Raw genomic sequence first — 26,464 nt, forward strand, 5'->3', positions numbered from 1 at the left:
CAGTGGCAAAGCGAAATCCCTACGCTGCACGCGAGTGGTTGCCGCATGAAAAACCGATGCTGCCGGGTTCGCCCTCGACCCCGCTGCATCCGATGCCAAAACGCCTGGCGTTTGGCCTAATCGGCTTACTGATTTCGCTGACTGGTGCGCTGAGTAATGCGCTGGTCACGGCGAACCTGGTTAATCTGCAGGGCACCTTTGGGGCCTGGTCGAATGAAATTGCCTGGCTGCCTGCAGTCTACGTGATGGGCAATATCTCCATTAATCTGCTGCTGGTGAAGTTCCGTCAGCAGTTTGGTCTGCGTGTCTTTACCGAAGCGTTTCTGGTGCTCTATGTGCTGGTGGCGTTCTTTCATCTGTTCGCCAACGATTTAAGCTCGGCGATTGTTGTGCGCACGGCCCACGGCATGGTGGCTGCGGCGCTCAGCTCGTTGGGTATCTACTATCAGGTACAGGCCTGGCCTGCGAAACACAGGCTGAAAGCGCTGGTGATAGGCCTGACGGTCTCGCAGTTGGCTATCCCGCTGGCCCGCTTATTCTCGTCGGAATTACTGCAGCTCAATGAGTGGCGCGGTCTCTATCTATTTGAACTCGGTCTGGCGCTGATTGCGCTCGGTGGAGTCCTGCTGGTGAAACTGCCTCCGGGCGATCGCATCAAAACGTTTGAGAAGATGGACTTCGTCACCTTTATCCTGCTGGCGCCCGGCATGGCGCTGTTGTGCGGTGTACTGACGCTGGGCCGTATTGAGTGGTGGTTTACCACGCCCTGGCTCGGTATCTGTACTGCGATTGCCCTGACGCTGATTGTCGCGGCTATCGTCATTGAACATAATCGGCGAAACCCGCTGATTAATACCCGCTGGCTCAGTAGCGGCATGATGGTGCGGCTGGGCATTGTGATGATCATGATCCGTATTGTGCTGGCGGAGCAGAACACCGGTGCGGTCGGCTTTTTGCAGCAGATCGGCCTGCAGAACGATCAGATGCGCGGTCTGGCGCTGGCGATCATGGCCGGGGTTATCGTGGGCATCGCTGCCAGTGCGCTGACCATCAAGCCTGCGCATCTTAACTGGCCGATTGTCGCGTCGCTGGTGGTGATGATTATCGCCTCGCTGATGGATGCGCAATCCAGTCCGCTGACCCGTGGCCCCGAGATGTATTTCAGCCAGTTTCTGCTGGGCTTCAGCAGCGCATTTTTCATGGCACCCGCCATGCTGATGGGCATTGGCAGCGTGGTCACGCAGCCGAAAAATCTGGTGAGCTTTGTGGTGCTGTTTGGCATGAGTCAGAACCTGGGCGGATTGATCGGCTCCGCGATTCTGGGCACGTTTCAGGTCTGGCGGGAAAAATATCACTCCAGCCTGCTGGGCGATCAGCTCTCACTGCTCGATCCCAATGTTACCGAGCGGCTCAGCCAGTACAATGCGCTGTTTAATTCGCTGGTGGGTGACGACGTTCTGCGCGGCGCGCAGAGCACCAGCCAGTTACAGACGGTTGCCACGCTGCAGGCCAACGTGCTCGCTTATAACGACACCTACCTGTTAACTGCCGCGCTGGCCCTGGTCACGCTGATGTGGGTGATCTGGCGTTTAACCCGACGTCGCTATCTTGACTGGCGCCAGGCGCAATTTAACCTGCGCGAGCAGCAACAGCTGGCCGCGTTACAGGAATCAACGGAGAAATAATGAGTCAGCAGGATGAGCTTCAGGCGGCGGAACGTGAGCGCGCGAATCGCCGCCGTATTCTTTCTATTGCCGCAGGCAGCGGCATTGTGGTGATTGGCGTACTGGTTATTCTCTACGCGTGGCAACTCTGGCCCTTCACCAGCGCCATACAAAGTACCGAAAACGCCTATGTGCGCGGTCAGGTCACCTTTATCAGTCCGCAGGTTAATGGCTATCTCACGTCGGTAGAGGTGATTGACCTGCAGCCGGTGAAAAAAGGGCAGTTACTGATGACGATTGACGACCGTATCTATCGCCAGCGGGTGCATCAGGCGCAGGCGCAGCTGGCGATGAAGCAGGCGGCACTCAACAATAATCTGCAGCAGCGGCGCAGTGCAGAAGCGACAATTCAGAGTAATAAAGCGGCGCTGGAGAATGCCAAAGCCCAGGCGCTGAAAAGCGGCTTTGATCTGAAGCGCGTTGAAAATCTTACGGCGGATGGATCGTTGTCGGTGCGCGAGCGTGACGCCGCCCGCGCTGCAAACGCCCAGGCGCAGGCGCAGGTGCGTCAGGCGGCGGCGCAGATCGCTGTCGCCGAACAGAATCTGCAAACCGTCATCGTTAACCGCGACGCGCTGGAAGGCGATGTCGGGAGCGCCCGGGCTGCGCTGGAGCTGGCAGAGATCGATCTGGCCAATACCCGCATTACCGCGCCCGACGATGGCCAGCTCGGTCAGCTGTCGGTTCGCACCGGGGCCTATGTCACGGCCGGTACGCGCCTGACCTCGGTAGTCCCGAATAACAAATGGATCATCGCGAACCTGAAAGAGACCCAGCTGGCCAATATTCGGCCTGGCCTGCCGGTAACTATTCGGGTCGATGCGCTGGATGGCAAACGCTTTAACGGGCAGGTGGAATTTATCTCACCGGCCGCAGGCTCGGAGTTCAGCGCCATTTCGCCCGATAACGCTACCGGTAACTTCGTTAAAATCGCACAGCGTATTCCGGTTCGCATCCGCATTAACGATCAGGATATGCATCAGCTGCGTCCGGGTATGTCGGTTGAAGTGAATATCGACACCGCCGCCCAGCCCGCTGCTGAGGGCGCACCATGAGGGTTCGCTTACTGATCGGTGTGATGGCGCTGCTGCTGACAGGCTGTGCCACCCAGGTTGAAAAGGCACCGTCCTCTCTGCCGATCCCCGACGCGTGGCGTAATAGTGTCGGTCCTTCTGCCGCACCGGAGGCGGCGTGGTGGCGCGCGTTTCATGATGAATATCTCAACCGGCTGGTGACCCAGGCGTTGCGCAATAATCCCGATATTCTCACGGCACGCTCCCGGGTCGATCAGTATCGCGCCCAGCTGCGCGCCACGCAGGGCGATAACTTTCCGACGCTGAGCGCCGGGGTGGCAGCGACCCGCGAGCGCACGCTCTCGTCAGTGACGGGCCAGCCGTATGAAACCGATGTTTTCCAGGGCTTATTACAAGCAAACTATGAGGTCGATCTCTGGGGAGCGCGCAGCAGTAGCATTTCGGCGGCACAGGCGACTTTAGCGGCGCAGCAGGCTGCCGCGTCTGCGGCCGATCTGACCATCGCCAGTTCGGTGGCGTCAGGATATCTTAACCTCTGTGCGCTGGATGAGCAGCTGCGGGTGACGAAGGCGACACTGGCGACCCGTAACAACTCCCTGAAGCTGGCACAGCGTCAGTTTGAAACCGGCTACACCTCCAGACTGGAGTGGATGCAGGCGGCCTCGGAATATCAGTCGGCCAAAGCGCAGATGCCCCAGTTGCAGCATCAGATCACTCAGCAAGAGAATGCGCTGAGCATCCTGGTGGGCATGAATCCGCGCAGCATTGCCCGTCGTCAGCAGTTCGACCAGATCTTACCGCAGCAGATGCCGTCACTGCTGCCCTCAGAGCTGCTCAATCGCCGTCCGGACATTGTGCAGGCACAGCGTCAGTTACTGGCCGCAGATGCGAGCCTGGCATCGTCGCGGGCGAAACTGCTGCCGGGCATGAACCTCACCGCCACCGGCACCCTGCAGAGTTCGGTGTTGCATCAGCTGGCGGATGACCCGTTCCGGCTGTGGAGCGTAGGTGGCAGCATCCTCGCGCCGCTGCTGAACCGTGAAGCGCTGACGGCGCAGGTGGATGTCTCCATGGCGACGCGCAATCAGGCACTTTTTGGTTATGAAAAAGTGGTGCGCAACGCCTTCTCGGAAGTCAGCGATGCCATTGATGCTATCAGACGGGGTGAGGAACAGCTCCAGGAGCTGCAAAAGCAGGAAGCCTATGTGACGGAGGCACTGCGCATTGCGCGCAATCGCTATCAGAACGGTTACGCTTCTTATCTGGATGAACTGGATGCGCAGCGAACCCTGTTTTCAACTCAGCTCAATCGGGTGTCGGTTAAAAACAATCTGCTGCTGGCGCAGATCGACCTCTACCGCGCGCTGGGCGGTGGCTGGACACCTGCTTCCACACCGTAATTGTCAAGGCCGATCCAGCCGCAGTCAGGTTTTACAGGCGGGGCCGGCCTCTGTGCTGTCAGCGGGGCAGGGCGTGATTCTCAATAATTACAATTGCTGGATTGCCAGTCCCGGTCAGGATACCCGGTTACGACTGTCAGTCCTGGCCGCTCAGTAATCTGCGCGCTGTTGCACTGATCTGTCAGCAGACGTTTTGAGCATAAAGATTGCCAGCAGCCTGCCGACAAATCAGATGACCCGCTATTGCTGAACCGCAGAATAAACTTCTACCGTGAAAGCCTTATGTAGGGCCGGCAGAGGCTTTCAGACACGCACTCTTTTATATCAGCGTGAACGATCCGATGAACGCCGACTCTACACCGATGACGAAAAGAGTGTAGGGATGTCACTCGCTGACTCACAGGTCGACTGACAGGCGCTGGTTCCGGGATTACACCGGTCGGTTTATCTTTCAGAAGAAAAAACCGGACGATAATCAGCCTTTGATTTACACTGTCACCCGCCGCATCACTGCCGGCTACCCCTATTTTTCACAGGATAGTTATGTCTTTGCCCTTGCCGCCCGACGATCACGATGAGCCGATTCGCCAGTCACTTGACGATGCGCACTTTGCGATAGTGGTGCTTGCGGTGACCTCGGTAACGCTTATAATCTTTGTGCTGATGATTACGCTCTGGATGAGCTGACGCAGACAGGGGATCCAACGGACTGAATAAGGAGAAGGCGATGGACTCCGGAGATGATAAATTAATCGCAATTATCGGCTTACTGGCTGCATGCCTGATCGGGGTGACCTTCCTGTTTACGATGGTCTGGCTCACCGACGTTCGTCATCCTGCCGACCCCACGCTCGACGTTCAGTCCTGTCACCCCAAAAAGCCACCCTCTCAGCCTGTCTGATTACGCGTCGCAAACTTAATCTGCTGACTGCGCAACACCAGCGCTAACGCCTCATGCAGGTTTCGGTTGCCATTAGGATCGGCTAATCCCAGCAGCGGACCTGGCGAACGCCGGTCATCGGCCCAGGCGGGATATTCCACCACCGGATAGAGCGATATCCCCTCCACCGCAATGCCCTGATCCAGCGCCACCGCCACATTTTCGCTGATCTCCTGTAGCCAGGACGCACGTGCATCACCTTCTGCGCCGGTTTCGGCAATTAGCATCGGACGGCGAAAGCGCTGCCAGCACTGCGCCAGCAGAATATGCAGCGGCTCGCGGACCGGATCCTCCTGTGACATCGGCTGATCGGGGAAAAACCAGTGGTTGTCGGGATAGTAGTTCAGACCGAGGATATCCAGGCAATCTTCACTGCCGCCTAACTCCTTATCAACGCGGCCGGCCAGCATATCCCAGGCTTCAAACTGCGCCTGGTGATGCGCATCGGCATAAGGCTTGCTGTCCGGGTTATCAGGATGATGGGCAATCTGAACCAGTGGGTCGGTCAGCACAAAGCGTGCCTCCGGATAGACGTCGCGAATCGCATGAATCGCCGCCAGCGAGGCGCGGACCAGCTGGCGCTTCAGCTCTTTACCACGCTGTGCGGCATGGGGATTAAACCAGGCAACATCCGCACCAGCCCATGACCAGAATGAAATCTGATTCACCGGCGTAAAAAAGGGGCGCTCAATGCCCTGGTCGCGCATCAGTTGCGCCATCGCGCGGGCGAACCGGCTAAAATGATCAACAAATTCGGCTTTCCAGATATTAAGATGATCGGGATAACCAAAGTGCGCCAGCTCCCAGATGATCTCCATCTGCTGGCGTCGTGCGGCGTCAACCATGGGCAGAAAGCTCTGCCAGTCATACTGACCGGGAATCTTTTCAATCAGATGCCAGCGCGCACCGTCGCGGGCGGTGAGCAGATGCTGCTCAGCCAGCGCAGCATAATCTTTTTCCAGCAGCATATCGTGTCCGCTGCTGATCACCATATCCAGACGTTTCCCTGGCGTACGGCAGGCGGTGGAGCAGGGGAAACTGCCCTGGAAAAAGCTGCGAAACAAGCTGGGATGGTAGCGCTGGCGAGCATCTGTAAGGGATTGATGAGACATATTCCTCTCCTGCCGGACAAATGCCGGTCACAGATCGTCCGGTTAAGTCTAGACTAAAAAACGCCCGTGACCGCTTACTCAATCGGAGCAGAGGTATGGCGTCAGACGCCGGGCCGGGGAATAATAAAAATAACTGCATTTTACAGGGAATTTTCATGACCGAAGCGTTTGAGCTCTCGCAGCCATCAGAACAGACCAGCTGGCTGGAAACACGGCTGGAGCCTCAGTGTCAGCGCCATCCAGGTCTGAGCGGTGTCCATCAGCTGAGCGACGGGCTGGATGCCTTTGCTGCCCGCTATCTGCTGATGCAGAAAGCGGAGCGTTCACTCGATATTCAGTATTACATCTGGCAAAACGATCTCTCTGGCCGGCTGCTGTTCAGCGCTGTACTGGAAGCAGCCCGGCGCGGCGTGAAGGTACGGCTGTTGCTGGATGACAATAATACGCCGGGCCTGGACGAGACGCTGGCCCAGCTTAATCGCCATCCCAATATTGAGGTCCGGCTGTTTAACCCATTCTCTTTTCGCACGCTGCGAGCGCTGGGCTATCTCACTGATTTTGCCCGTCTGAACCGCCGCATGCACAACAAAAGCTTTACGGTGGATGGCGTGACGACCGTGGTCGGCGGGCGCAATATCGGCGACGAATATTTCGGCACCGGTAATGAACCGCTGTTTGCCGATCTTGATGTGATGGCGATTGGTCCGGTGGTGAAAGAGGTTGCAGAGGATTTTGAGCGCTACTGGCATAGTAAGCCGGTGTCCCCGCTGCAGAAGGTGCTGGATGATGAGACGCCGGAAGAGGACAGTGTGAGTCTGCCAGCAGAATGGCGTCACAGTGAGCCGGTACAGCGCTATCTGCAGCGGCTGGAAAATTCATCGCTGCTGCAGGAGCTGGAAGAGGGGACGCTGGCGCTGACCTGGGCAAAAGCGCGCCTGCTGAGTGACGATCCGCGTAAAGGGCTGGGTAAAGCGCGCGCCAGAAGCCTGCTGCCGCAGCGGATGCTGGAGGTGATTGGCACGCCGCAGGAGCAGTTCGACATCATTTCGGCCTACTTTGTGCCAACCCGCGCAGGCGTCGCCCAGCTGCTGGCACTGAAGCGCAAAGGGGTGGAAATTGCCATTCTGACCAACTCGCTGGCGGCCAACGATGTGTCGATTGTTCATGCCGGTTACGCTAAATGGCGCAAAAAGCTGCTGCGCCACGGCATTGCGCTTTATGAGCTGAAACCGCAGGCGGGCGTCCCTGAAGGCCCGCACGACCGGGGATTAACCGGTAACTCTGGCTCCAGCCTGCATGCCAAAACCTTTTCGGTGGACCAAAAAACGTTGTTCATCGGCTCGTTTAACTTTGATCCCCGTTCAGCCGTGCTGAATACCGAGATGGGACTGGTTATCGAGAGTACGGCGCTGGCCGGAGAAACGCATCAGCGTTTCAGCCAGTCGATGCGCGATCGGGCATGGACACTGCGGCTGGATAAGTGGGGAAGGGTAAACTGGCTGGAGTTTCCGGATGAGCCGCAGCAGATCGTGCACAAGCACGAGCCGGGCTGCTCCTGGTGGCAACGGCTTCAGGTGCGGTTAGTGTGGCGACTGCCGATTGAGTGGCTGCTGTAAGCAGGACTCTTCACCACAGTCGGCTTCCAAAACCACAGTTCACTCACCACAGACGACTCCCCGACGTAAAGCGATGGGAGCCAGTGCCCGTAGCAAAGCATCGCGGGCCATGGATGGCATCTTTTGCGTCTTTGCGGAGGGCACTGGCTCCCTGAGCCTGCTCGCTGGACTCAAGGCGATGAGGGGGTAGTCCCATCGCTTTGAGTTGTTAACTGTATTCAGGCAACACCATCAATGCCCTTGTCCGACCTGTTTACGCTCAAACTTCCCTGAGAACAGGAACCGTAGCAGCGGGATGCGCAGGTGAATCTCATACAGCAGAAACGCAATGCCAAAGACCATTAGCAGGCCAACGAAGAAGCCCAGCGTGTTGTTTTCGATGCGCGGCGTGACATAAATGCCATACAGCAGCGTCAGCGGATGATGCACCAGGTAGATAAACAGCGATGCATTGACCAGATACATGATGCCCGGCGAATGCGCGTTCAGCAGTTTGTGACCAAAGCAGAAGCAGACGTTCAGCATGCAGAGGCCCATCAGCGTCGTGATGATCGCATCCAGCTCATATAACCAGCCATCGCCGCTGCTCAGACGCTGATTGGTACAGTAAGCGACAAACATCAACACCGCGCCAATCCACATCACCGGATTAAACCGCACAAACAGCGCTTTCAGCGGCGGATGTTTCCACGCCAGCGCGCCCAGCATAAAGAACGGCAGATAGAAAAGTGTCTGCATCACAACAATGCTGAACAGGCCATCCATCAGCCAGGCGGGCTGGAACAGAAACACCAGACGGCGGAACACGCACCACACCAGCGCCCACGCCAGCATGCCAGCGGTCAGTGCACCCCAGCCAACCCGCGTGTAATCAATGGTGCGATGCTGATCGCGCAACCAGCGGAACGTCACCATGCCCAGCGTGGTCAGCATCACCAGCACCACCAGGAACCATAAGTGTGAAATCAGCTCCCACATCAGATTATTAAACTTCTGATAGGGCGTGAAACGCGGCCAGTCAGCCAGTTTATCTGTCCACGCTTTCAGCATGAAAAATTGCGGCAGCGTGAGCAGCGGAACGGCGGTGAGAAGGGGTATCCCCACGCGTTCCAGTCGCACCTTCAGGAAACGGCGTGGCTGATAGCGCAGATACAGCATGTAGGAGAAATAGCCCGAGATGACAAAAAAGACCTGCATACGAAACGCATGAATAAAATCATTCAGCAGCGTCAGCCATAACGAGGCCTCCTGGCTGTTTACTGCCCATTTCTGTGCTGAGTAGATGAGGGAAACGTGAAACGGCACCCCCAGTAACATCAGATACGCGCGGATGGAGTCGAGGAAGTATTCACGTTCAGGTTTTACAGTACTCATAAAGTTCCAGTTCGTTAGTACGTTTGGCCAGTTTCACCCTGAAACCGGATTATGCTCGGGCAAAATTCTACCTGGGATAAACCGGGTATACTATCAGTGGAATCCGTAGTGTCTAATTGTCCTAAAAGTAGCGTTAAGCCTGACGAAATGCGGGAACAATGTTGCGCATAAGCTGTCGGAAAACCGAATAATCCTTTAAGATAAACGGGTTTGATTTAAGCACACGAAAGGGGGGGATGTGCTGACTAAAGAAAAAAATAAAGCCGGACTGATGAAGGTACGCTGGATTGGTACTGCGGTTCTGCTGGCGTTGTACGCTAATAACAGTTGGGCGTTTAATATCGATGATGTTGCAAAACAAGCCAAAGCGTTGGCAGGGAAAAGCTTCGAAGCGCCCAAAAGCAATTTACCCTCTCAATTTCGTGAAATGAAATTTGCTGATTATCAGCAGATCCAGTTTAACCACGATAAAGCGTATTGGGGCAAACTGCGCACGCCATTCAAGCTGGAGTTCTATCATCAGGGCATGTACTTCGATACCCCGGTGCAGATTAACGAAGTGACCGCCAGCGCGGTGCGCGAGATTAAATACAACCCCGATTATTTTAATTTCGGTAATGTAAAACATGACGCGGATGCGGTGAAAAACCTCGGTTTTGCCGGTTTCAAAGTGCTTTATCCCCTGAACAACAAGGGGAAAAACGATGAGATCGCCAGCTTCCTGGGTGCCAGCTACTTCCGGGTGATCGGTGCCGGTCAGGTTTATGGCCTGTCGGCGCGAGGACTCGCCATCGATACGGCGCTGCCGTCCGGTGAAGAGTTCCCGCGTTTCAAAGAGTTCTGGATTCAGCGTCCTAAACCACAGGACAAACAGCTGGTGATTTATGCACTGCTCGATTCGCCGCGCGCGGCGGGTGCGTATCGCTTTGTGCTGCATCCGGGGGAGGCATCAACCGTTGATGTGCAGTCAAAAGTTTACCTGCGTGATAACGTCGGCAAACTGGGTATTGCGCCGCTGACCAGTATGTTCCTGTTTGGTCAGAATCAGCCATCCACGGTGAACAACTTCCGTCCGGCACTGCACGACTCGGACGGTCTCTCCATCCACAATGGCAACGGGGAGTGGATTTGGCGTCCGCTGAATAACCCGCGTCATCTGGCGGTGAGCACTTACACCATCGAAAATCCAAAAGGTTTTGGTCTGCTGCAGCGCGGGCGTGACTTTAACAACTATCAGGATCTTGATGACCGCTATGACCTGCGTCCAAGCGGCTGGGTTGAGCCGATCGGCGACTGGGGTAAAGGCCGGGTTGAACTGGTTGAAATCCCGACGGCAGACGAAACCAACGACAACATCGTTGCGTTCTGGACGCCGGAGACGCTGCCAGAGCCTGGCAAAGAGATGAACTTCAAATATCGTCTGCACTTCTCGCGCGACGAAAATCAGCTGCACTCCGATGATACGGCTTGGGTCAAAAATACCCTCCGTTCAGCGGGTGACGTGAAGCAGTCTAATCTCGTGCGTCAGCCGGATGGCACCGTGGCTTTCACCATCGACTTCGTGGGTAAAGACATGAGCAAGATGGCGGAAAACAGCCAGGTGGCGCCGCAGGTCAGCGTCGGCAAAAATGCCGATGTGGTTGAGCAGAGCGTACGTTATAACCCGGTCACCAAAGGCTGGCGTCTGGTGTTGCGTCTGCGTGTGAAAGATACCAAGCAGTCCACCGAAATGCGTGCGGCCCTGGTAAGCGGCGACAAGACATTGACGGAAACCTGGAGCTATCAGTTACCTGCCAATGAATAAATCCACTTTTACACCTCAACGTTATGTGGAATCTCTGCCGCTGGATGCGGCAGGGAAGGCCCGCCTGAGCGTCTCATTGCAGAATGCCGGCGAGTTCCACTTCATCCATGATGCGCTGGGCAGGGATGTCGCAGCCAGTGATCGTCCCGACGATGCGCCGTTAAAATCGGTCTCATCGCGGGTAGAAATGGCCTGGCCCGATTCGCTGGCCGACGGCCAGCAGTTAGGTAAAGATTATCTCGACCGCACCACGCTGAAAGCGATGCCGAAGGTCAAACGCTCACTGATGTTTCCGGAAGCCTGGCGTACCAACCCGGTTGCCCGTGCCTGGGACTCACTGCGTGGACACAAATCGGTGCCGCGTTATGCCAATGCGGAAGAGCAGCGTGCCGAAGAGAAGTGGCGTCATGTCGGTTCGATTCGCCGCTACATCCTGCTGATCCTGACCATTTTCCAGACCGTGGTCGCCACCTGGTACATGAAGAGCATTCTGCCCTATCAGGGCTGGACGCTGCTGGACCCGATGGAGATGATCAATCAGAACTGGCAGCAGTCGGTGATGCAGATCCTGCCCTATGTGTTGCAGACCGGCATCCTGTTCCTGTTCGCTATCCTGTTCTGCTGGGTTTCAGCCGGTTTCTGGACCGCCCTGATGGGCTTCCTGCAACTGTTAATTGGCCGTGACAAATACAGTATCTCGTATTCAACGGTCGGAGATGAGCCGCTGAATCCGGCGCATCGTACCGCGCTGATTATGCCGATCTGTAATGAAGACGTTGAACGTGTCTACGCCGGTCTGCGTGCAACCTGGGAGTCCGTGGTTCGCACCGGTAACGCTGAACATTTCGACGTCTACATTCTCAGCGACAGTTACGATGCGGATATCGCCATTGCCGAGCAGAAAGCCTGGATGGAACTGGTGCGGGATGTTGGCGGGGCGGGCAAGATCTTCTATCGCCGCCGTCGTCGTCGCGTGAAGCGTAAAAGCGGTAACATCGATGACTTCTGCCGTCGCTGGGGTAGCAACTACAGCTACATGGTCGTACTGGATGCCGATAGCGTCATGAGCGGTGAGTGTCTGACCGGTCTGGTGCGCATGATGGATGCGAATCCGAATGCCGGTATCATCCAGTCGTCGCCGAAAGCCTCAGGTATGGATACGCTCTATGCGCGCTGTCAGCAGTTCGCTACCCGCGTCTACGGTCCGTTGTTTACTGCCGGTCTGCACTTCTGGCAGCTGGGCGAGTCTCACTACTGGGGCCATAACGCCATTATCCGCGTGAAACCCTTTATTGAGCACTGTGCGCTGGCCCCATTACCGGGTGAAGGCTCCTTTGCCGGTTCGATCATGTCGCATGACTTCGTTGAAGCCGCGCTGATGCGTCGTGCAGGCTGGGGCGTCTGGATTGCTTATGACCTGCCGGGCTCTTATGAAGAGCTGCCACCGAACCTGCTGGATGAGCTGAAGCGTGACCGCCGCTGGTGTCATGGTAACCTGATGAACTTCCGCCTGTTCCTGGTAAAAGGGATGCACCCGGTTCACCGTGCGGTATTCCTGACCGGTGTCATGTCCTATCTGTCGGCTCCGTTGTGGTTCATGTTCCTGGCGCTCTCCACTGCCTTACAGGTGGTGCATACGCTGATGGAGCCGACCTACTTCCTGCAACCCAGACAGCTGTTCCCGGTCTGGCCGCAGTGGCGTCCTGAGCTGGCGATAGCGTTGTTCTCAACCACGATGGTGCTGCTGTTCCTGCCGAAGATGCTGAGTGTGGTGTTGATCTGGTTTAAAGGATCGAAGGCCTATGGTGGTCCGCTGCGCCTGCTGGCATCACTGGTGCTGGAAACGCTGTTCTCGGTGCTGCTGGCACCGGTGCGCATGCTGTTCCATACGGTGTTCGTCGTCAGTGCTTTCCTCGGCTGGGAAGTCGTCTGGAACTCACCGCAGCGTGATGACGATGCCACTCCATGGAGCGAGGCGTTTAAACGTCACGGTTCGCAGATGGCATTGGGTCTGGTGTGGGCAATTGGTATGGGACTGCTGGATCTTAACTTCCTGTGGTGGCTGGCTCCGATTGTGTTCTCACTGATCCTGTCGCCGTTTGTTTCGGTGATGTCGAGCCGCGCAACATTAGGCCTTAAGAGCAAGCGAGCGAAGCTGTTCCTGATCCCGGAAGAGTACTCGCCGCCGCAGGAGCTGGTCGATACCGATCGCTATGTGCTGCTGAATCGTGAGCGCGCGTTGGAAAATGGCTTTATGCATGCCCTGTTCCATCCCGCCTTCAACGCGCTGGCAACGGCACTGGCGACATCGCGCCACAGGCAGAGTCAGTTACTGGACTATGCGCGTGACCGCCGTGTGGATCAGGCGCTGAGCGATGCTCCGGATAAACTGGGTCGTGAACAGCGTCTGCAGTTGATCAGCGATCCGGTAGTGCTGGCCCGTGTTCACACCCGACTGTGGGAAAACGCGGACAAGTATCATCAGTGGGTAGAGAGTTATCAGAAACTCACGCTCAACCCTCACGCGCTGGCAAAAAACGCGTAATCTGAAAAAGCGGCAGCAATGCCGCTTTTTTTATCGGATTAAAACAGCGTCAGGATGATAAATTGAGTGCTGGGCGTTACCGCAGGTAGCGCGTGACGACTTCAACGGCTGTTCTGGGCGGATATCAGTGGTGAAAGGGTTATTAAAGACAGGCGTTATCGTTGCGGCTGTGCTCTGTTTAAGCGGATGCGGCAGTATTATCAGCCGTACCGTACCCGGACAGGGGCACGGTAATCAATATTATCCTGGCGTGCAGTGGGATGTGCGTGACAGCGGGTGGCGGGTACTGACCATCCTTGATCTGCCGCTGTCCCTGGTGATGGACACCCTGTTATTACCGGTGGATGCCAGTCACGGTCCTTACGAATAACTGCGATCGGAGTCGCTGTTATCATCCTCCCACTCTTGTGCCGCTGCTTCACCCTCTTCGGTGTCAAGCGGCGGCTCCAGCTGGAATTCGCCATCATCCCACTCATGCAGCGTATTTTCCGCCAGCCACTCCTGACGCAGCTCCACTTCATCAAAGTCAGCATCAAAAATAGCCTGTGCGCCTTCACCGCTGCGGAAAGGCAGACATTCACCCGCATCACCTTCATCCGCCAGGAACTCAGCCTGCCACATGATATCGCCGTCCTGCATCACATATTTCTGCAGACCAAACTGACCGATTGAGGCTTCTTCTTCATCCACTTCAGGGTTGTTAGCGAGAAACTCCTCACGTGCAGCATCAATCGCTTCCTCTAACGTACTGTACATGCTCATCGCTCTTCTCCTTACGGGTTTATTAACTACGGATTGTTTTGATTTCAGTGAAGGATAGACGAAATCTGAGGGAGGGAAAGGGCAGGGCGGTGCAACTGGCGGGAAATAAGCCATTTCCCGCCAGCCAGGGTCAGATCATCTTTTGCGGAAAGTGCAGGACGGGTTGAACGGACTCATGAATCACCGGTGCGGAATAGCGGATACAACATTTTATACAGGGCTTCACTTTCTTAAAATTAATTCTGGCGATCGAAAGTGCCTGACTCAGATTATATAATGTGCCGATAAATATCAGCTCGTCTTTATCTGGCAGGCGTTTACACCCCTTTCGATGCAGAAAGTGATAATTGTCCTGATCGGTGCTGATAGTAACGTAATAGTAGAGACCTTTGTTCATATAATCTGTCCCGTTAGAGGTTGCTGTGTATTGTCTTTTTTATAGTTTTAGCCAGGTCTATTAAAGGTCTGACTGTTACAAACGAAACTACCGATAAGCACAAACGACTTCAAATTCCATAACAATCTATCAGTGCGTTAAAAAAATACAAAATGGAATATAAGCCAGATTAACTGGGTAATCGATTGTAAAATCAGTTAATTTTTATTGATCCATAAGCGCAGAGATATCATTAAGGTCGGCTAAATAGGATTAGGCCTGGCATGCGGAATAAATAGCGCCAGATAAAATTAAAAAGAAATCGCTGCAATATTAATTAATAAAAAGCTAAAGTGAGCGTGCAGCGCTTTGCGGTGAATTAATTGGTTAGCGACTTTAACGGTAATCAGAAAGAAATTATATTCCGGTTATAGTCCCATACTTATCGCTGGCCCTGAAATATGGCTGAAAGGAGTCTTCTGTGCTGAGTGAATCATTTATTTAGCAGGATGTCGGGTCAGAAACGCGCTAAATGCCAGGCGGACATTTAGCGCGAACTGATTAATAACGTGAAGGCTCACCTTCAGGGCGTGTTTTAAAGCGGCGGTGGAGCCACATGTACTGTTCGGGAGCCAACAGGACGCCCTCTTCGACCACTTTATTCATCCTGGCGGCGGTCACTTCATCGCTTTCCAGCGTAAATTCGGCGCTGATGTCAGGTAGTATCATCAGTTCATAACCACGGCCGTCGGGCAGACGACGCGGTACAAAGGGGATAACCGCCGGTTTACCGGTGCGGATCAGCAGATGAGTGCCCACCGTCGTGGCTGCTTTTTCTACAGCGAAAAAGGGCACAAAGACGCTGCTACGCGGGCCATAATCATGATCGGGTGCGTACCAGATGATGTCACCGTGCTTCAGTGCGCGGATCATGCCTTTAAGATCTTTCCGGTCGATCATGCTTTTATTTGACCGCATCCGGCCTTTTACCTGCAGCCAGTCGATCAGTTTATTGTCATTGGGGCGATAGACACCAATGCCAGGATTATGGATGCCAAACATGCGTGCACCAATCTCCAGCGTCAGAAAGTGCATGCCGATGAGCAGCACGCCACGCTGACTATCTCGCGCCTGCTGGATATGCTCCAGACCCGAAGGCTTATGCCATTTGTTGATGCGCCAGTCTGGCCAGAACCACGCCATACCGGTCTCAATCAATCCCATACCGACTGATTCAAAATTGTGCTTAACCATCGCTTCGCGTTCGTTAACCGGCATATCCGGAAATGTTAATTCCAGATTACGTCGGGCGATACTGACGCGTCGCGTCATAAAACGCATCCCAATACGACCAATATTGCAGCCGAGCACATAAAGTAGGGGATAAGGAAGTAGCACCAAAAGATAAAGAGAAGCGACACCCAGCCAGGTCAGCCAATAGCGCGGGTGAAGCAGTTCTCGTGAAAACTGAGGCAACTGAGTCATGTGAAGATTAATTTTCCTGCGTCGCGCACCATGCAGTGCTGATATCTCATTGATTTACGCCATTGTGCCAGTTTTTATCGTGCGTATAAATATCACCGACAGAACGGACTACTGCAGGCTGCTGTTAAATAGCCAGATAGTGCCGGAAAAAACAGCAACCCGCGCCTGATTCCGAGACTGGTCTTTGCATCCCGGTGAAATCAGGTATCATGTGCCCGCTAAATTTCTCCTATTGATAACAGGAAAGAACACCATGCCAGTGTTACATAACCTCGTTTCCAATAAAGAGCTGAAGGCGCGCATGCTGGCTGAAACTGAGCCGCGCACCACTGTCTCTTTTTATAAATATTTCCAGATTGCCGACCCTAAAGCCTTCCGCGATGCGCTCTACCTTGGCCTGACGTCACTCAAAGTCTTTGGTCGCGTCTATGTCGCGCATGAAGGCATTAATGCGCAGATCAGCGTGCCCGCCAGCCAGTATGAAAAGATGAAAGCGTGGCTGTATGGCTTTGACCCGGCGCTCAACAACCTGCGCATGAATATTGCCCTGGATGATGATGGGAAATCGTTCTGGGTGTTGCGTCTGAAAGTGCGCGACCGCATTGTGGCGGACGGTATTGAAGACGACAGCTTTGATGCCAGCGACGTGGGTCAGTATCTGAAAGCGGCAGAAGTTAACGCCATGCTGGACGATCCTGACGCCCTGTTCGTTGACATGCGTAACCACTACGAATATGAAGTGGGTCGCTTCGATAATGCACTGGAAGTACCTGCTGATACCTTCCGCGATCAGCTGCCGATGGCGGTTGATATGTTGCAGGATCAGAAAGACAAAAAGATCGTCATGTACTGCACCGGCGGGATCCGCTGTGAAAAGGCGAGCGCCTGGATGCGGCATAACGGCTTCGAGGATGTTTACCATATTGAAGGCGGTATCATTGAGTATGCCCGACGCGCCCGTGAACAGGGATTACCGGTTCGCTTCAAAGGCAAAAACTTTGTGTTTGACGAGCGGATGGGTGAGCGGATCTCTGACGACGTGCTGTCGAACTGTCATCAGTGCGGCGAACCCTGTGATACCCATGTCAATTGCGTGAATGACGGCTGTCATCTGCTGTTTATCCAGTGCAAAAGCTGCGCAGAGAAGTTTGAGAACTGCTGTAGCCCGATCTGTCAGGAAGAAGCAAAACTCTCACCGGAGGAGCAGCGCGCTCGCCGGGCGGGACGTGAGAATGGTAACAAGATCTTTAACAAGTCGCGTGGCCTGTTAAACATGACTATTCCGTCGCCAGTGAAGAAATAAGCGTGGCCGCCTGAAGTCAGCTTCAGGCGGCTTGCTGTTTTACTGGCGCACACCTTCAACCGAGATCATCAGCTCAACCTTCTGCGAAGCTGGCCCCAGATCTTTGGTAATATTAAAATCTTTCAGTGTAATTTCGCCTTCGGCTTCAAAGCCTGCGCGGTAGCCGCCCCACGGATCTTTGCCTTCACCCAGCATTTTCGCCTCCAGCGTCACCGGTTTAGTCACACCATTCAGCGTGAGATCGCCGGTAATCTTCAGCTCGTTACCCTCTTTTTTCACTGCTGTGGATTTGAATGTTGCCTGCGGGTTTTTGCTGCTGTTCAGGAAGTCAGCGCTACGCAGGTGCTTGTCACGCTCTGCGTGATTGGTATCGACACTGCTGGTGTTAATGGTCACGTCAACTTTATCTGCGGCCGGGTTCTTCTCATCGAAGGTGAAGCTGCCGTCAAAATCTTTGAAGGTGCCGTAGAGCCAGCTGTAACCCAGATGCTGAATGCGGAACTGAATAAAGGCGTGCTGGCCATCTTTATCAATCTTATAGTCCGCGGCATTGGCAGTCATTGAGCCGAGCAGCAGGCTGGCACCGGTCATCGCCAGCAGGGTCTTCTTAAACATATTATTTATCCTTTTCAGAGGGTAAGGGGAGACGTAAACCTGACATCCGTTTTAGGGTGATATCGCGATCGATAACGTGATGCTTTAGCGCAGCCAGACCATGCAGTACCGACAGGACCACAACCGTCCAGGCCAGCCAGAGATGAATGTCGCCTGCCAGGTCTGCCTGTTCGCCTGCGCCGCTGAACAGTGCGGGCAGCGTAAACCAGTTAAATACGGAGATGGGCTTGCCATCGGCGGTGGAGATCAGATAGCCACTGATCAGAATGGCCAGCAGCAGGGTATAAAGGAGCAGGTGCGCCACTACCGAACTGATGCGCACCAGCGGGGAATAGCTGCTCAGCGGCTTTGGCGGCGGGGAAATAACGCGCCACAGCAGGCGAATGATCAGCGTCAGCAACAGGATGACGCCAATACTTTTATGGATTTCCGGCGCGTCGTGATACCAGCTGTCGTAATAGCCGAGACCAACCATCCAGAGTCCCAGTGCAAACATAGCATAAATCGCCAGCGCCATTGACCAGTGCAGTAGCACAGCAACCAGTCCAAACTGATGAGGTGTATTGCGTAATAACATAAAGTGGGTTTCATGAAGAAATAATCTGAAATAAGCATCCACATTATGAAATATAAAAGCAATCGACCTTACGCTTCTATAAATTTCAATTTCCGGGATGAAAAGGTTGAATAAAACAGCAGTGAAATGACCAGTATTACTGAATGAGATATTTCTGGCGGGTTAGTCGTCAACGTTGAATAACGGTAATTAACGATATGGGCGAAATATAAATCAACGTTATGTCAGTAAGATTCAGTTTTCGTCAGGTTATGTCAACAGGGCAGCATCAGACTGATGCCACCCGTTATCAGAGTCAGAAACGCGAGAGGCGGAAGGGGGACAAATCAAAGGAGAACGGTTTTTGCTGTGCGAATTCCGCAGCAAGCTCACCTAACACGCTGGCAAATTTAAAACCATGTCCGCTAAGTCCGGTGATTAACAGGCGGTCAGGTTCACCCGGCAGGGTATCAATAATAAAGTCTTCGTCCGGGCTGAAATCGTAGCTGCAGGCTTCGCCATGCAGACAGACGCCGACGCCAGGTAAAAACTGACGGAGAAAACCAAAAGCCTCACTGCCGTCCGCCGCTACCGCGCCAAAAGGTTTACGATCTTCAGGCTGCTGCATCAGCTGACCGCCATCATGGCGACCTACCTTCAGTGCGTTATTATCCGCCGGAAAGCCATAAAACTGGCTGCCATCTGCCATCTCAACCGTGAAGCCGGGAAACTTATTATTCTCGCTGTAGCGGCCATCTGCCTGATACCAGGCAAATACCTTGCGGGTAGGGGCGACCGGCAGGCCAGGAATTAATTTGCCGACCCAGGTGCCAGCGCTTATCAGCATTTTGCGGCCCCGGTAGATGCCATCCAGGGTGGTGACCTGCTGCAGGTCGCCATCACGACCAATCTCTGAGACCGGGCAGTTAAACAGTTGCGCACAGCCCGCGTGTTCTGCCAGCTGGATCCAGCTCCGAACCGCCTGTTCACATTTCAGAAAGCCGGACTGCGGCTCAAAGACGCCCAGATAACCCTCTGGCACGTTGATTTGCGGCCAGCGCTTACGCACGTCATCGGGCTGCATCACCTCGATATTGAGCTGCCAACGGCTCGCGCTGTCGATAACGTTGCGGATAAAGGGGGAATGATTGGGTGCAAGGTTAAGTACGCCGCTGCGATGCATGATGCGCTCATCGGCGCGCTGTTCCAGCTCATCCCACAGCGTCTGCGCCCGCAGAACCAGCGGGACATAACGTTCGCCTTCACCATAGGCGTGACGAATCAGCCGGCTCTCGCCATGATGCGTTCCCTGATTGTGAGGAGGATGACCGCTGTCGATCATTAATACCGATAAACCCGCCTGGGTAGCATAGTAGCCAGCCGCCGCGCCCACTGAGCCGCTGCCGACGACGATAAGATCATAAATCATGATAACGACACTCTAAGAGTCACATAATCAAAAGCATACCAGAAACAGAAACGAAAAAGGCACCCCTGAGGGCGCCTCTTTGATGCGGCAGAAATTAATGCTTATTGAGGAGTCGTTCTGGTTGCTCGGCTGATTCTATCTTGGCGATGCCTGCTTCGAGGATCGTGATAAACTGCCTTGCCACATCCGTTGTCAGCCAGTAGGTTGGGCCAACATCCGCTTCTTCTTCTTTTTGATCCTGCGACGACAGCGAGTGCAGGCGGATCATCATGGCATCATAGCTATCAACGGTACTGATGTCCCAGCCCACCAGCGGATGGGTCTGGATAACGTCTTTTCTTCTGTCCATTATAACCTCCTTATTACTCGTTAAACGAAGTGCATGATGAGGTTCAATGCGGCTTTTTTATTCCGATAGCGAAACAATTATAACAGTAAACCTGGGTATCACTGTTTAAAAAATGCCGTGAGCCAGCTTCTCACAGAATATTTGCGTTTGAAAGGAGGGCGTTGAAAAATAAAATGCCTGACGGGCAGGCATTTTTATCACTGTTCAATGGGCATGCAAAAAGCGGGTTAAGCCGCGTGAACGAGCTTAAAGTGCCGGGGTTTCCGGCGCGATGCCGCCGCCACGTTTTTGCAGTGTTTCTGCCAGACGGGCAAAGTGCTGCTGAAGCTGCTCATCATGGTTTTGATTTTGGGCTTCCAGCGACAGATTGTGCACCAGCAACTGACTGGCACGATCGTCAAGACAGAAAATCAGACTGGAAAAGGCATTTTCCAGCACCGTTAAACGACGCTGCTGATCACCAATCAGTGCTAACAACTCACCAAAGGTCATCGCCTCTTCCGGTTTATCAGTAGTCATGGTGTCGCACCTCCTGTTATGCGTGACGAGCGCAAGGATAGGGCATTGATCATTAAGAGTCTAGATGCAGAGAGGGGGAAGTGCGAGAGGGGAGAAAAGATAAAAAAACCGGGTGGCGACACCCGGAAAAAAAGCACAGTGGCGGTTAATCAGTAATGAACCAGTCGTCAGCGCTTTCCCACGTCTGCTGCAGGATTTCGCTGATCTGGTCGCGCGTCTCTTTTCCACCGCCCAGCACGCTGAGATTGTTAGCACTGGCGTATCGTACCTTGACGTGATTGGTCGAGTCAGGGAACTGTTCGTCGATGCGGCGCGATAATTCATCGCTTAACGCTTCTATCGCGCCAGCAGGAAGAGGTCGGGTATTGGATACGGTAATTTCAACGCGCATAATAGCCTCCGGTTAAGATGCTGTATATATTTACAGTATTGATGGTCCGGAGGCAAGTAAAATTATGCGATGCGCCAGTTCAGCGTTTCACCGGCCAGGAACGGCACCAGTGAGTGGCTGCCGAGCGCAATTGACTCCGGCACCTGCCACGGCTCACGCACCAGCGTGATCGTCCCCTCATTCAGTGGCAGACCGTAAAAACGCGGGCCATTTTCAGAACAGAACGCTTCAAAATGTTCCAGCGCATTCAGCTCTTCAAAAACGGTGGCGTAGGCGGGCAACGACGTCGGCGCATTAAAAACGCCCGCACAGCCGCAGCTGGCCTCTTTAAGATGACGCAGATGCGGCGCGGTATCGGTGCCAAGGAAGAAGCGTGGATTCCCGCTTGCCACCACTTTACGCAGCGCTTCCTGATGCACGTTGCGCTTAAGGATTGGCAGACAGTAGAGGTGCGGGCGAATACCGCCCACCAGCATGTGGTTGCGGTTAAACATCAGATGCTGCGGGGTAATGGTTGCGCCCAGTGTTTCACCGGCATCGGCAACATATTCAGCGGCGTCCTGCGTCGTAATGTGCTCCATCACCACTTTCAGTGCCGGAAACTGGCTGCGTAGCGGCACCATCACGGTTTCAATAAAGCGGGCTTCGCGGTCAAAGATGTCGATATGGGCATCAGTGACTTCACCATGGATCAGCAGTGGCATACCGAGCGTCTGCATCCGATCCAGCACGCGGGCAATCGACGCGATATTGGTCACGCCATGACTGGAGTTGGTGGTAGCATGCGCCGGATAGAGCTTCGCCGCGGTGAACAGACCGGCGGTGAAACCGCGCTCAAGCTCATCAGGATCCAGCGAGTCGGTCAGGTAGCAGGTCATCAGCGGCGTAAAGGCGTGATTGGCGGGCAGTGCCGCCAGAATGCGATCGCGGTACGCTTCACCGGCCGCCACGCTGGTTACCGGCGGCACCAGGTTTGGCATCACAATGGCACGACCATTCACCGCGCTGGTATAGGGCAGGACCGTTTTAAGCATCTCATCATCACGCAGATGAATATGCCAGTCGTCAGGGCGACGCAGGGTAAGTTGCTGAGGTTGTGCTGTCATCAGTGAAGCTCCGGCAGAAAGGAAACAAAAGGCGTGTTTTGGCCGGGGTCTAAGCATAAGGATTCAGGCAACCGTTTGCACCTGCTTTTTATGCCGCCAGAGAAAATCCGCGCCGGATGGCGCGGAAATCGGGACTACTGCGTAAAGGGAATGACCAGTTCGCCAGGCTTCACTTCCAGTCCTTTGGCAAACTTCTTCGCCAGCGACTCGCCTTTGCTGCGGTCAGCGCTGAGCACATAGGCGGGTTTTTGATCAAAATAGCTTTTCAGCGACTGATTCAGGTAAGGCGTCAGCGTCTTCATGATGGAGGCCATTTTTTCCGGCGCAACCTGCGCATCGACAATCTCCAGATCGCGCAGATAAATGGCGCCCTGCTGCTGATCATAAACCGGCTGAGCACGCATTTTCAGCTGCATGTCGGCCTGCTGCGGGCCAAATAGTGAGGTGACGTTGATTTTTGCGTTACCGGAGAGCGTCACTTTACCCGGTTCTTCGCGACCAATCTGACTGGTCAGGTTGTTCAGCACGATGTGTGCGTTAACCAGCCCGGAAACGCCAATATCTTTCTCGTAGTTGTTGTGCTTCTGCAGCGCCTGGTTTACTTCCTGTTCGCTGATGGTGTATTGCGTCAGTTGATTACAGCCGCTGACCAGCAGCGCCATCAACAGGGCAGTCAGCCCGAAAAAAGCCTTTTTCATCGATCTTTATCCTGAATATCAAAGCCAGTAAACAGGCCATAGCCTGCCTGAATGCGTGCCGGGTGTCATCAGGAAAGGGATGAGAAACGCCGCAGCGTCTCTCATCAGGGCGGGACTAATGCGCTATCGAAGAGAGCAGATTAATCTGGGTCTGTTTCGCCATGTTATCGCGGTAGTCCGCCACCCGGCTCGGCCAGTCGATACCGGCGACCAGCGTCAGAGAGCGGAGTAGCGGGAAGAGATTAAAATCATCTTCCGACAGCTCGCCGTTTACCGCATTGGGCTGAACGATGAGTTTGTCAAGCTTGCGCAGATCCTCACTCACATTCTTAATCAGCCCGGCCGAGTGACTCTTCAGCGTTTCAAAATCACCGAGGCTCGCCTGCTTTTTGCTGCGGAAATAGTCACGCGCCTCAGGCGTCGCGAACTCGGCAAAGGCCGCTTCGGCAATGCGCGGCAGCAGCAGTTTATTGACATAGCTGTTCATGTGGCGCAGCCAGTCGCCAATCGCCGGGTTCAGCGCGCCGGTGATCAGCGGCGCGCCATCCTGCTGATCGACATAATGCACGATCTCCATGCTCTCAGGCATTGCGCTGCCATCCTGCTTTTGCAGAATCGGTGCCATTTTCTGCCCGATCAGTCGTTTTGGCGTCTCTTCATCGTCGTTGAGCATCACCCCCAGCTCAACCGGCTTATTCTTCAGACCGAAAATCATTCGCGCCTTAACGCAGAAAGGACAGTGGTCATAGATATAGAGTTTCATCCTGATCTCCCGGATTTTTACAGGTTTAGTGTTTAACAGAGTGAATCAATTCATCCTGTTTTCGGGCGCTCAAAAAGTATGGAAGAGATTACCCTGCAGGGCAAACCTGCCAGCCAGGATTGGTGGCTGTAGCCGGGCGAACCGACGGGTCATCGCTGTGATAACAGAGCAAAATCAACCTCTTTAAAGCTAAACCGCTGTAACGTTTTACCGCAGCCCAGGCGGCGGTTATAGTGAAAGCCGGGTAATGACGGCTATCACTCACAGCCATTGATTTCAGGAGTCAGGATGTTTGGCTATCGTTCTGCCGCGCCCAGGGTGCGATTAACCACCGATCGACTGGTGGTCCGTCTGGTTCACGAACGTGATGCCTGGCGAATGGCAGATTACTATTCGGAAAACCGCCTGTTTTTAAAACCGTGGGAGCCGGTGCGCGATGACAGCCACTGCTACCCGTCGGGCTGGCAGGCGCGCCTCGGGCTGATTTCCGACATGCATAAGCAGGGGTCGGCCTTCTATTTCATTTTAATGGACAGCGATGAAACCGAAGTGCGGGGCGTGGCGAACTTCAGCAACGTGCTGCGCGGTTCTTTTCACGCCTGTTATCTTGGCTATTCACTGGGTGAAAAGTGGCAGGGGCAGGGGCTGATGTTTGAAGCCTTGCAGTCGGCTATCCGCTATATGCAGCGCCAGCAGCATATTCACCGCATCATGGCGAATTACATGCCGCACAACCAGCGCAGCGGCGATCTGCTGGCGCGACTCGGTTTTGAAAAAGAGGGTTACGCGAAAGATTATCTGCTGATCGACGGACGCTGGCAGGATCACGTGCTGACAGCCTTAACCCTGCGGGAATGGACGCCTGACCGGCGTGGACAATAATGAGGACGCGAGCATGAAGATGGCTTTATCCGCGCAGGCGTTGCGCGTGCTGGGCTGCCTGCTGGAGAAGCAGGTCACCACGCCAGAGCAGTATCCGCTGTCACTGAATGGCGTAGTGGTGGCCTGTAATCAGAAATCGAATCGCGAGCCGGTGATGGAGCTGAGTGAAAGCGAGGTACAGAATCAGCTCGATCAGCTTGAAAAGCGTCATCTGGTCACCGGCAGCAGCGCCGCCGGACAGCGGGTGGTGAAATATGAGCAGCGTTTCTGTAATTCCGCGTTTGGTACACTGAAACTCAATAGTGCGGAAGTCGCTCTTCTCACCCTGCTGCTGTTGCGCGGGCCGCAGACGCCAGGCGAACTACGTACCCGCAGCGGTCGTCTGCACGAGTTCAGTGATGTCGGCGACGTTGAGCAGACGCTGGAAGGCTTGATGCAGCGCGAAGACAGTGCACAGGTCATCCGCCTGGCGCGTGAGCCAGGCAAGCGTGAAAGCCGCTTTATGCATCTGCTGGGCGATGAAGATGACGCGCATCAGGCTGCCGACGCGCCGGAGGAGCAGGGCGATCTGGCGGCGCGCGTCACTACGCTGGAACAACAGGTTGCAGCACTTCAGGCACAACTCACCCAATTGCTGCAACCGGAGAGCTGAGATGACATTACGTATTGGCGTGGTGGGATTGGGCGGTATCGCACAGAAAGCCTGGCTGCCGGTGCTGTCGGCCGCGACAGACTGGACGCTGGTGGGGGCGTTTTCCCCGAATCAGGCCAAAGCCCGCCCGATCTGTGACAGCTATCGCATGCAGTGCTTTGGATCACTGAATGAATTAGCCGCAGCCTGCGACGCGGTGTTTGTCCACAGCAGCACCGCCACCCACTATGAAGTGGTCAGGGCGCTGCTGCTGGCAGGAAAAGATGTCTGCGTCGACAAGCCGCTGGCTGAAACCCTGGAGCAGGCTGAAGCGCTGGTGGCGCTGGCAGAAAAACGTCAGCGTAAACTGATGGTGGCATTTAACCGCCGCTTCGCTCCGCGCTATCAGCAGTTGCAGACGGAGATGGCTGATGCCGCCTCTCTGCGGATTGAAAAGCACCGCAGCGACAGCGTCGGGCCACGGGATCTTCGCTTTACTCTGCTTGATGACTACCTGCATGTGGTGGACACCGCGCTCTGGCTGGGCGGCAAGCCTGTTCGCCAGGTTCACGGACGCATTGATACCAATGAACAGGGGCAGATGCTCTATGCCGAACACCATTTCGCTGTTGAAGGCCTGGCGATCACCACCAGTATGCACCGGCGCGCAGGCAGTCAGCGCGAGCGGGTCAGCGCAGTGTGTGACGGTAAGTGCATCGACATCAGCGAGATGCGCGACTGGCAGGAAGAGCGCAGTGATGGCCTGCTAATCACCCCGCCGCCCGCCTGGCAGAGCCATCTGACGCAGCGCGGCTTCAGCGGTGCAGCACGCCATTTTATTGACTGCGTACAAAATCAGACGAAGCCTGAAACCAGCGGTGAGCAGGCGCTGATGGCGCAGCGTGTGGTGGAAAAACTGTGGCGTGAGGCGACGCAGGAATAACGCCTTGTAACACTCCGTGCTGGTCATTTCCCTCCGTGGCAGTAGACTGTCGCCGGGCATCCTCGGGTGCCCGCGCTAATTCTCCTTTTTTGCCGATTCTTTTCAGG

Annotated in this window: 27 protein-coding genes; 13 read left to right on the forward strand and 14 right to left on the reverse strand. The window is 54.7% G+C overall.

Annotated elements, in window-relative coordinates; translation table 11 throughout:
• Positions 1-2: 2 nt before the first annotated feature.
• The 5 genes from AC6I8C_RS06980 to AC6I8C_RS07000 all read left to right on the forward strand — a co-directional run bounded on the left by AC6I8C_RS06980 (position 3) and on the right by AC6I8C_RS07000 (position 5,059).
• Positions 3-1,685 (forward strand): MFS transporter, encoded by a 1,683-nt coding sequence (locus AC6I8C_RS06980; RefSeq protein WP_497822002.1) that lies wholly within the window; start codon positions 3-5, stop codon positions 1,683-1,685.
• Entirely contained in the window at positions 1,685-2,779 is a 1,095-nt protein-coding gene (locus AC6I8C_RS06985; RefSeq protein WP_497822003.1) for an HlyD family secretion protein, read from the forward strand. Before AC6I8C_RS06980 ends, AC6I8C_RS06985 begins: the two co-directional genes overlap by 1 nt.
• The gene (locus tag AC6I8C_RS06990; RefSeq protein WP_497822004.1) at positions 2,776-4,158 is read left to right on the forward strand and encodes an efflux transporter outer membrane subunit; all 1,383 of its coding nucleotides are present in this window, start codon (positions 2,776-2,778) and stop codon (positions 4,156-4,158) included. Before AC6I8C_RS06985 ends, AC6I8C_RS06990 begins: the two co-directional genes overlap by 4 nt.
• 543 nt (positions 4,159-4,701) lie before the next feature.
• Positions 4,702-4,845: a hypothetical protein gene (locus tag AC6I8C_RS06995; protein ID WP_010246429.1), complete on the forward strand. Its 144-nt coding sequence runs from the start codon at positions 4,702-4,704 to the stop codon at positions 4,843-4,845.
• A gap of 40 nt (positions 4,846-4,885) precedes the next feature.
• Positions 4,886-5,059, forward strand: a complete 174-nt coding sequence (locus AC6I8C_RS07000) for a hypothetical protein (protein ID WP_187668470.1) — start codon at positions 4,886-4,888, stop codon at positions 5,057-5,059.
• Here the strand turns inward: AC6I8C_RS07000 and AC6I8C_RS07005 are convergent.
• Positions 5,047-6,210 (reverse strand): beta-glucosidase, encoded by a 1,164-nt coding sequence (locus AC6I8C_RS07005; protein ID WP_497822005.1) that lies wholly within the window; start codon positions 6,208-6,210, stop codon positions 5,047-5,049. The two genes, AC6I8C_RS07000 and AC6I8C_RS07005, sit on opposite strands and share 13 nt — an antisense overlap.
• A gap of 155 nt (positions 6,211-6,365) precedes the next feature.
• Here AC6I8C_RS07005 and AC6I8C_RS07010 point away from each other — a divergent pair, with 155 nt between their 5' ends.
• Positions 6,366-7,826: a phospholipase D family protein gene (locus AC6I8C_RS07010; protein ID WP_497822006.1), complete on the forward strand. Its 1,461-nt coding sequence runs from the start codon at positions 6,366-6,368 to the stop codon at positions 7,824-7,826.
• A gap of 231 nt (positions 7,827-8,057) precedes the next feature.
• On the opposite strand, the gene mdoC is transcribed toward AC6I8C_RS07010, so the two are convergent.
• On the reverse strand, positions 8,058-9,200 hold the full coding sequence (gene mdoC, locus AC6I8C_RS07015) for a glucans biosynthesis protein MdoC (RefSeq protein WP_497822007.1): 1,143 nt from the start codon (positions 9,198-9,200) through the stop codon (positions 8,058-8,060).
• A gap of 268 nt (positions 9,201-9,468) precedes the next feature.
• Here mdoC and AC6I8C_RS07020 point away from each other — a divergent pair, with 268 nt between their 5' ends.
• The 3 genes from AC6I8C_RS07020 to AC6I8C_RS07030 all read left to right on the forward strand — a co-directional run bounded on the left by AC6I8C_RS07020 (position 9,469) and on the right by AC6I8C_RS07030 (position 13,919).
• Positions 9,469-11,004, forward strand: coding sequence for a glucan biosynthesis protein G (locus tag AC6I8C_RS07020; RefSeq protein WP_179291200.1), 1,536 nt, complete (start codon positions 9,469-9,471; stop codon positions 11,002-11,004).
• A complete protein-coding gene (mdoH, locus tag AC6I8C_RS07025; protein WP_033732223.1) occupies positions 10,997-13,549 on the forward strand; it encodes a glucans biosynthesis glucosyltransferase MdoH in 2,553 nt (850 codons plus the stop codon). Before AC6I8C_RS07020 ends, mdoH begins: the two co-directional genes overlap by 8 nt.
• A 157-nt stretch (positions 13,550-13,706) precedes the next feature.
• Positions 13,707-13,919: a YceK/YidQ family lipoprotein gene (locus tag AC6I8C_RS07030; protein WP_161733850.1), complete on the forward strand. Its 213-nt coding sequence runs from the start codon at positions 13,707-13,709 to the stop codon at positions 13,917-13,919.
• Here the strand turns inward: AC6I8C_RS07030 and AC6I8C_RS07035 are convergent.
• The 3 genes from AC6I8C_RS07035 to AC6I8C_RS07045 all read right to left on the reverse strand — a co-directional run bounded on the left by AC6I8C_RS07035 (position 13,910) and on the right by AC6I8C_RS07045 (position 16,172).
• Entirely contained in the window at positions 13,910-14,311 is a 402-nt protein-coding gene (locus tag AC6I8C_RS07035) for a MysB family protein (protein ID WP_013357421.1), read from the reverse strand. The two genes, AC6I8C_RS07030 and AC6I8C_RS07035, sit on opposite strands and share 10 nt — an antisense overlap.
• 130 nt (positions 14,312-14,441) lie before the next feature.
• Positions 14,442-14,708: a hypothetical protein gene (locus AC6I8C_RS07040; protein WP_041457193.1), complete on the reverse strand. Its 267-nt coding sequence runs from the start codon at positions 14,706-14,708 to the stop codon at positions 14,442-14,444.
• A 540-nt stretch (positions 14,709-15,248) separates the two neighbouring features.
• A complete protein-coding gene (locus tag AC6I8C_RS07045) occupies positions 15,249-16,172 on the reverse strand; it encodes a Kdo(2)-lipid IV(A) acyltransferase (protein ID WP_150009773.1) in 924 nt (307 codons plus the stop codon).
• A 253-nt stretch (positions 16,173-16,425) separates the two neighbouring features.
• Between AC6I8C_RS07045 and trhO the strand changes: the two genes are divergently transcribed.
• Positions 16,426-17,475 (forward strand): oxygen-dependent tRNA uridine(34) hydroxylase TrhO, encoded by a 1,050-nt coding sequence (trhO, locus tag AC6I8C_RS07050; RefSeq protein WP_110331684.1) that lies wholly within the window; start codon positions 16,426-16,428, stop codon positions 17,473-17,475.
• Positions 17,476-17,514: 39 nt separating this feature from the next.
• On the opposite strand, the gene AC6I8C_RS07055 is transcribed toward trhO, so the two are convergent.
• The 9 genes from AC6I8C_RS07055 to grxB form a co-directional block, all read right to left on the reverse strand.
• Positions 17,515-18,090, reverse strand: a complete 576-nt coding sequence (locus tag AC6I8C_RS07055) for a YceI family protein (RefSeq protein WP_497822008.1) — start codon at positions 18,088-18,090, stop codon at positions 17,515-17,517.
• 1 nt (position 18,091) lies between these two features.
• Positions 18,092-18,667 carry a cytochrome b gene (locus tag AC6I8C_RS07060; RefSeq protein WP_497822009.1) on the reverse strand — a complete coding sequence of 192 codons (576 nt, stop codon included), beginning with the start codon at positions 18,665-18,667 and terminating at the stop codon, positions 18,092-18,094.
• 295 nt (positions 18,668-18,962) lie between these two features.
• Positions 18,963-20,075, reverse strand: coding sequence for an N-methyl-L-tryptophan oxidase (solA, locus tag AC6I8C_RS07065; protein ID WP_497822010.1), 1,113 nt, complete (start codon positions 20,073-20,075; stop codon positions 18,963-18,965).
• 94 nt (positions 20,076-20,169) lie between these two features.
• Positions 20,170-20,424: a biofilm formation regulator BssS gene (gene bssS, locus AC6I8C_RS07070; protein WP_497822011.1), complete on the reverse strand. Its 255-nt coding sequence runs from the start codon at positions 20,422-20,424 to the stop codon at positions 20,170-20,172.
• Between the two features lie 246 nt (positions 20,425-20,670).
• Complete coding sequence (locus AC6I8C_RS07075) at positions 20,671-20,943, reverse strand: hypothetical protein (RefSeq protein ID WP_497822012.1); 273 nt, start codon at positions 20,941-20,943, stop codon at positions 20,671-20,673.
• A 145-nt stretch (positions 20,944-21,088) separates the two neighbouring features.
• The gene (gene dinI / locus AC6I8C_RS07080; RefSeq protein WP_003849907.1) at positions 21,089-21,334 is read right to left on the reverse strand and encodes a DNA damage-inducible protein I; all 246 of its coding nucleotides are present in this window, start codon (positions 21,332-21,334) and stop codon (positions 21,089-21,091) included.
• Positions 21,335-21,396: 62 nt separating this feature from the next.
• Positions 21,397-22,440, reverse strand: a complete 1,044-nt coding sequence (gene pyrC / locus AC6I8C_RS07085) for a dihydroorotase (RefSeq protein WP_497822013.1) — start codon at positions 22,438-22,440, stop codon at positions 21,397-21,399.
• A 134-nt stretch (positions 22,441-22,574) separates the two neighbouring features.
• Positions 22,575-23,138 carry a lipoprotein gene (locus AC6I8C_RS07090; RefSeq protein ID WP_013357430.1) on the reverse strand — a complete coding sequence of 188 codons (564 nt, stop codon included), beginning with the start codon at positions 23,136-23,138 and terminating at the stop codon, positions 22,575-22,577.
• 115 nt (positions 23,139-23,253) lie between these two features.
• A complete protein-coding gene (gene grxB, locus AC6I8C_RS07095) occupies positions 23,254-23,901 on the reverse strand; it encodes a glutaredoxin 2 (RefSeq protein ID WP_497822014.1) in 648 nt (215 codons plus the stop codon).
• Between the two features lie 288 nt (positions 23,902-24,189).
• Here grxB and rimJ point away from each other — a divergent pair, with 288 nt between their 5' ends.
• Genes rimJ through AC6I8C_RS07110 form a run of 3 tightly spaced genes read left to right on the forward strand, consistent with a single transcriptional unit; the run spans position 24,190 to position 26,357 of the window.
• Positions 24,190-24,783: a ribosomal protein S5-alanine N-acetyltransferase gene (rimJ, locus tag AC6I8C_RS07100; protein WP_013357432.1), complete on the forward strand. Its 594-nt coding sequence runs from the start codon at positions 24,190-24,192 to the stop codon at positions 24,781-24,783.
• Between the two features lie 13 nt (positions 24,784-24,796).
• A complete protein-coding gene (locus AC6I8C_RS07105) occupies positions 24,797-25,435 on the forward strand; it encodes a DUF480 domain-containing protein (protein WP_147788400.1) in 639 nt (212 codons plus the stop codon).
• A gap of 1 nt (position 25,436) precedes the next feature.
• Positions 25,437-26,357 carry a Gfo/Idh/MocA family protein gene (locus tag AC6I8C_RS07110; protein WP_497822015.1) on the forward strand — a complete coding sequence of 307 codons (921 nt, stop codon included), beginning with the start codon at positions 25,437-25,439 and terminating at the stop codon, positions 26,355-26,357.
• Positions 26,358-26,464: the final 107 nt, after the last annotated feature.

It is taken from the genome of Pantoea sp. X-Soil-YNGN-844 (genome assembly GCF_059730595.1).

Excerpts from the sequence above, each read along its gene's own strand:
- AC6I8C_RS07090 (WP_013357430.1), bottom strand. The coding sequence starts at position 23,138 with ATGAAAAAGGCTTTTTTCGGGCTGACTGCCCTGTTGATGGCGCTGCTG.
- dinI (WP_003849907.1), bottom strand. The coding sequence starts at position 21,334 with ATGCGCGTTGAAATTACCGTATCCAATACCCGACCTCTTCCTGCTGGC.
- AC6I8C_RS07110 (WP_497822015.1), top strand. The coding sequence starts at position 25,437 with ATGACATTACGTATTGGCGTGGTGGGATTGGGCGGTATCGCACAGAAA.
- rimJ (WP_013357432.1), top strand. The coding sequence starts at position 24,190 with ATGTTTGGCTATCGTTCTGCCGCGCCCAGGGTGCGATTAACCACCGAT.
- AC6I8C_RS07010 (WP_497822006.1), top strand. The coding sequence starts at position 6,366 with ATGACCGAAGCGTTTGAGCTCTCGCAGCCATCAGAACAGACCAGCTGG.
- bssS (WP_497822011.1), bottom strand. The coding sequence starts at position 20,424 with ATGGACAGAAGAAAAGACGTTATCCAGACCCATCCGCTGGTGGGCTGG.
- AC6I8C_RS07105 (WP_147788400.1), top strand. The coding sequence starts at position 24,797 with ATGAAGATGGCTTTATCCGCGCAGGCGTTGCGCGTGCTGGGCTGCCTG.
- AC6I8C_RS06990 (WP_497822004.1), top strand. The coding sequence starts at position 2,776 with ATGAGGGTTCGCTTACTGATCGGTGTGATGGCGCTGCTGCTGACAGGC.
- AC6I8C_RS07000 (WP_187668470.1), top strand. The coding sequence starts at position 4,886 with ATGGACTCCGGAGATGATAAATTAATCGCAATTATCGGCTTACTGGCT.
- grxB (WP_497822014.1), bottom strand. The coding sequence starts at position 23,901 with ATGAAACTCTATATCTATGACCACTGTCCTTTCTGCGTTAAGGCGCGA.
- trhO (WP_110331684.1), top strand. The coding sequence starts at position 16,426 with ATGCCAGTGTTACATAACCTCGTTTCCAATAAAGAGCTGAAGGCGCGC.
- AC6I8C_RS06985 (WP_497822003.1), top strand. The coding sequence starts at position 1,685 with ATGAGTCAGCAGGATGAGCTTCAGGCGGCGGAACGTGAGCGCGCGAAT.
- AC6I8C_RS07075 (WP_497822012.1), bottom strand. The coding sequence starts at position 20,943 with ATGACTACTGATAAACCGGAAGAGGCGATGACCTTTGGTGAGTTGTTA.
- AC6I8C_RS06995 (WP_010246429.1), top strand. The coding sequence starts at position 4,702 with ATGTCTTTGCCCTTGCCGCCCGACGATCACGATGAGCCGATTCGCCAG.
- mdoC (WP_497822007.1), bottom strand. The coding sequence starts at position 9,200 with ATGAGTACTGTAAAACCTGAACGTGAATACTTCCTCGACTCCATCCGC.
- AC6I8C_RS07035 (WP_013357421.1), bottom strand. The coding sequence starts at position 14,311 with ATGAGCATGTACAGTACGTTAGAGGAAGCGATTGATGCTGCACGTGAG.
- AC6I8C_RS07055 (WP_497822008.1), bottom strand. The coding sequence starts at position 18,090 with ATGTTTAAGAAGACCCTGCTGGCGATGACCGGTGCCAGCCTGCTGCTC.
- solA (WP_497822010.1), bottom strand. The coding sequence starts at position 20,075 with ATGATTTATGATCTTATCGTCGTCGGCAGCGGCTCAGTGGGCGCGGCG.
- mdoH (WP_033732223.1), top strand. The coding sequence starts at position 10,997 with ATGAATAAATCCACTTTTACACCTCAACGTTATGTGGAATCTCTGCCG.
- pyrC (WP_497822013.1), bottom strand. The coding sequence starts at position 22,440 with ATGACAGCACAACCTCAGCAACTTACCCTGCGTCGCCCTGACGACTGG.
- AC6I8C_RS07040 (WP_041457193.1), bottom strand. The coding sequence starts at position 14,708 with ATGAACAAAGGTCTCTACTATTACGTTACTATCAGCACCGATCAGGAC.
- AC6I8C_RS07045 (WP_150009773.1), bottom strand. The coding sequence starts at position 16,172 with ATGACTCAGTTGCCTCAGTTTTCACGAGAACTGCTTCACCCGCGCTAT.
- AC6I8C_RS07060 (WP_497822009.1), bottom strand. The coding sequence starts at position 18,667 with ATGTTATTACGCAATACACCTCATCAGTTTGGACTGGTTGCTGTGCTA.
- AC6I8C_RS07005 (WP_497822005.1), bottom strand. The coding sequence starts at position 6,210 with ATGTCTCATCAATCCCTTACAGATGCTCGCCAGCGCTACCATCCCAGC.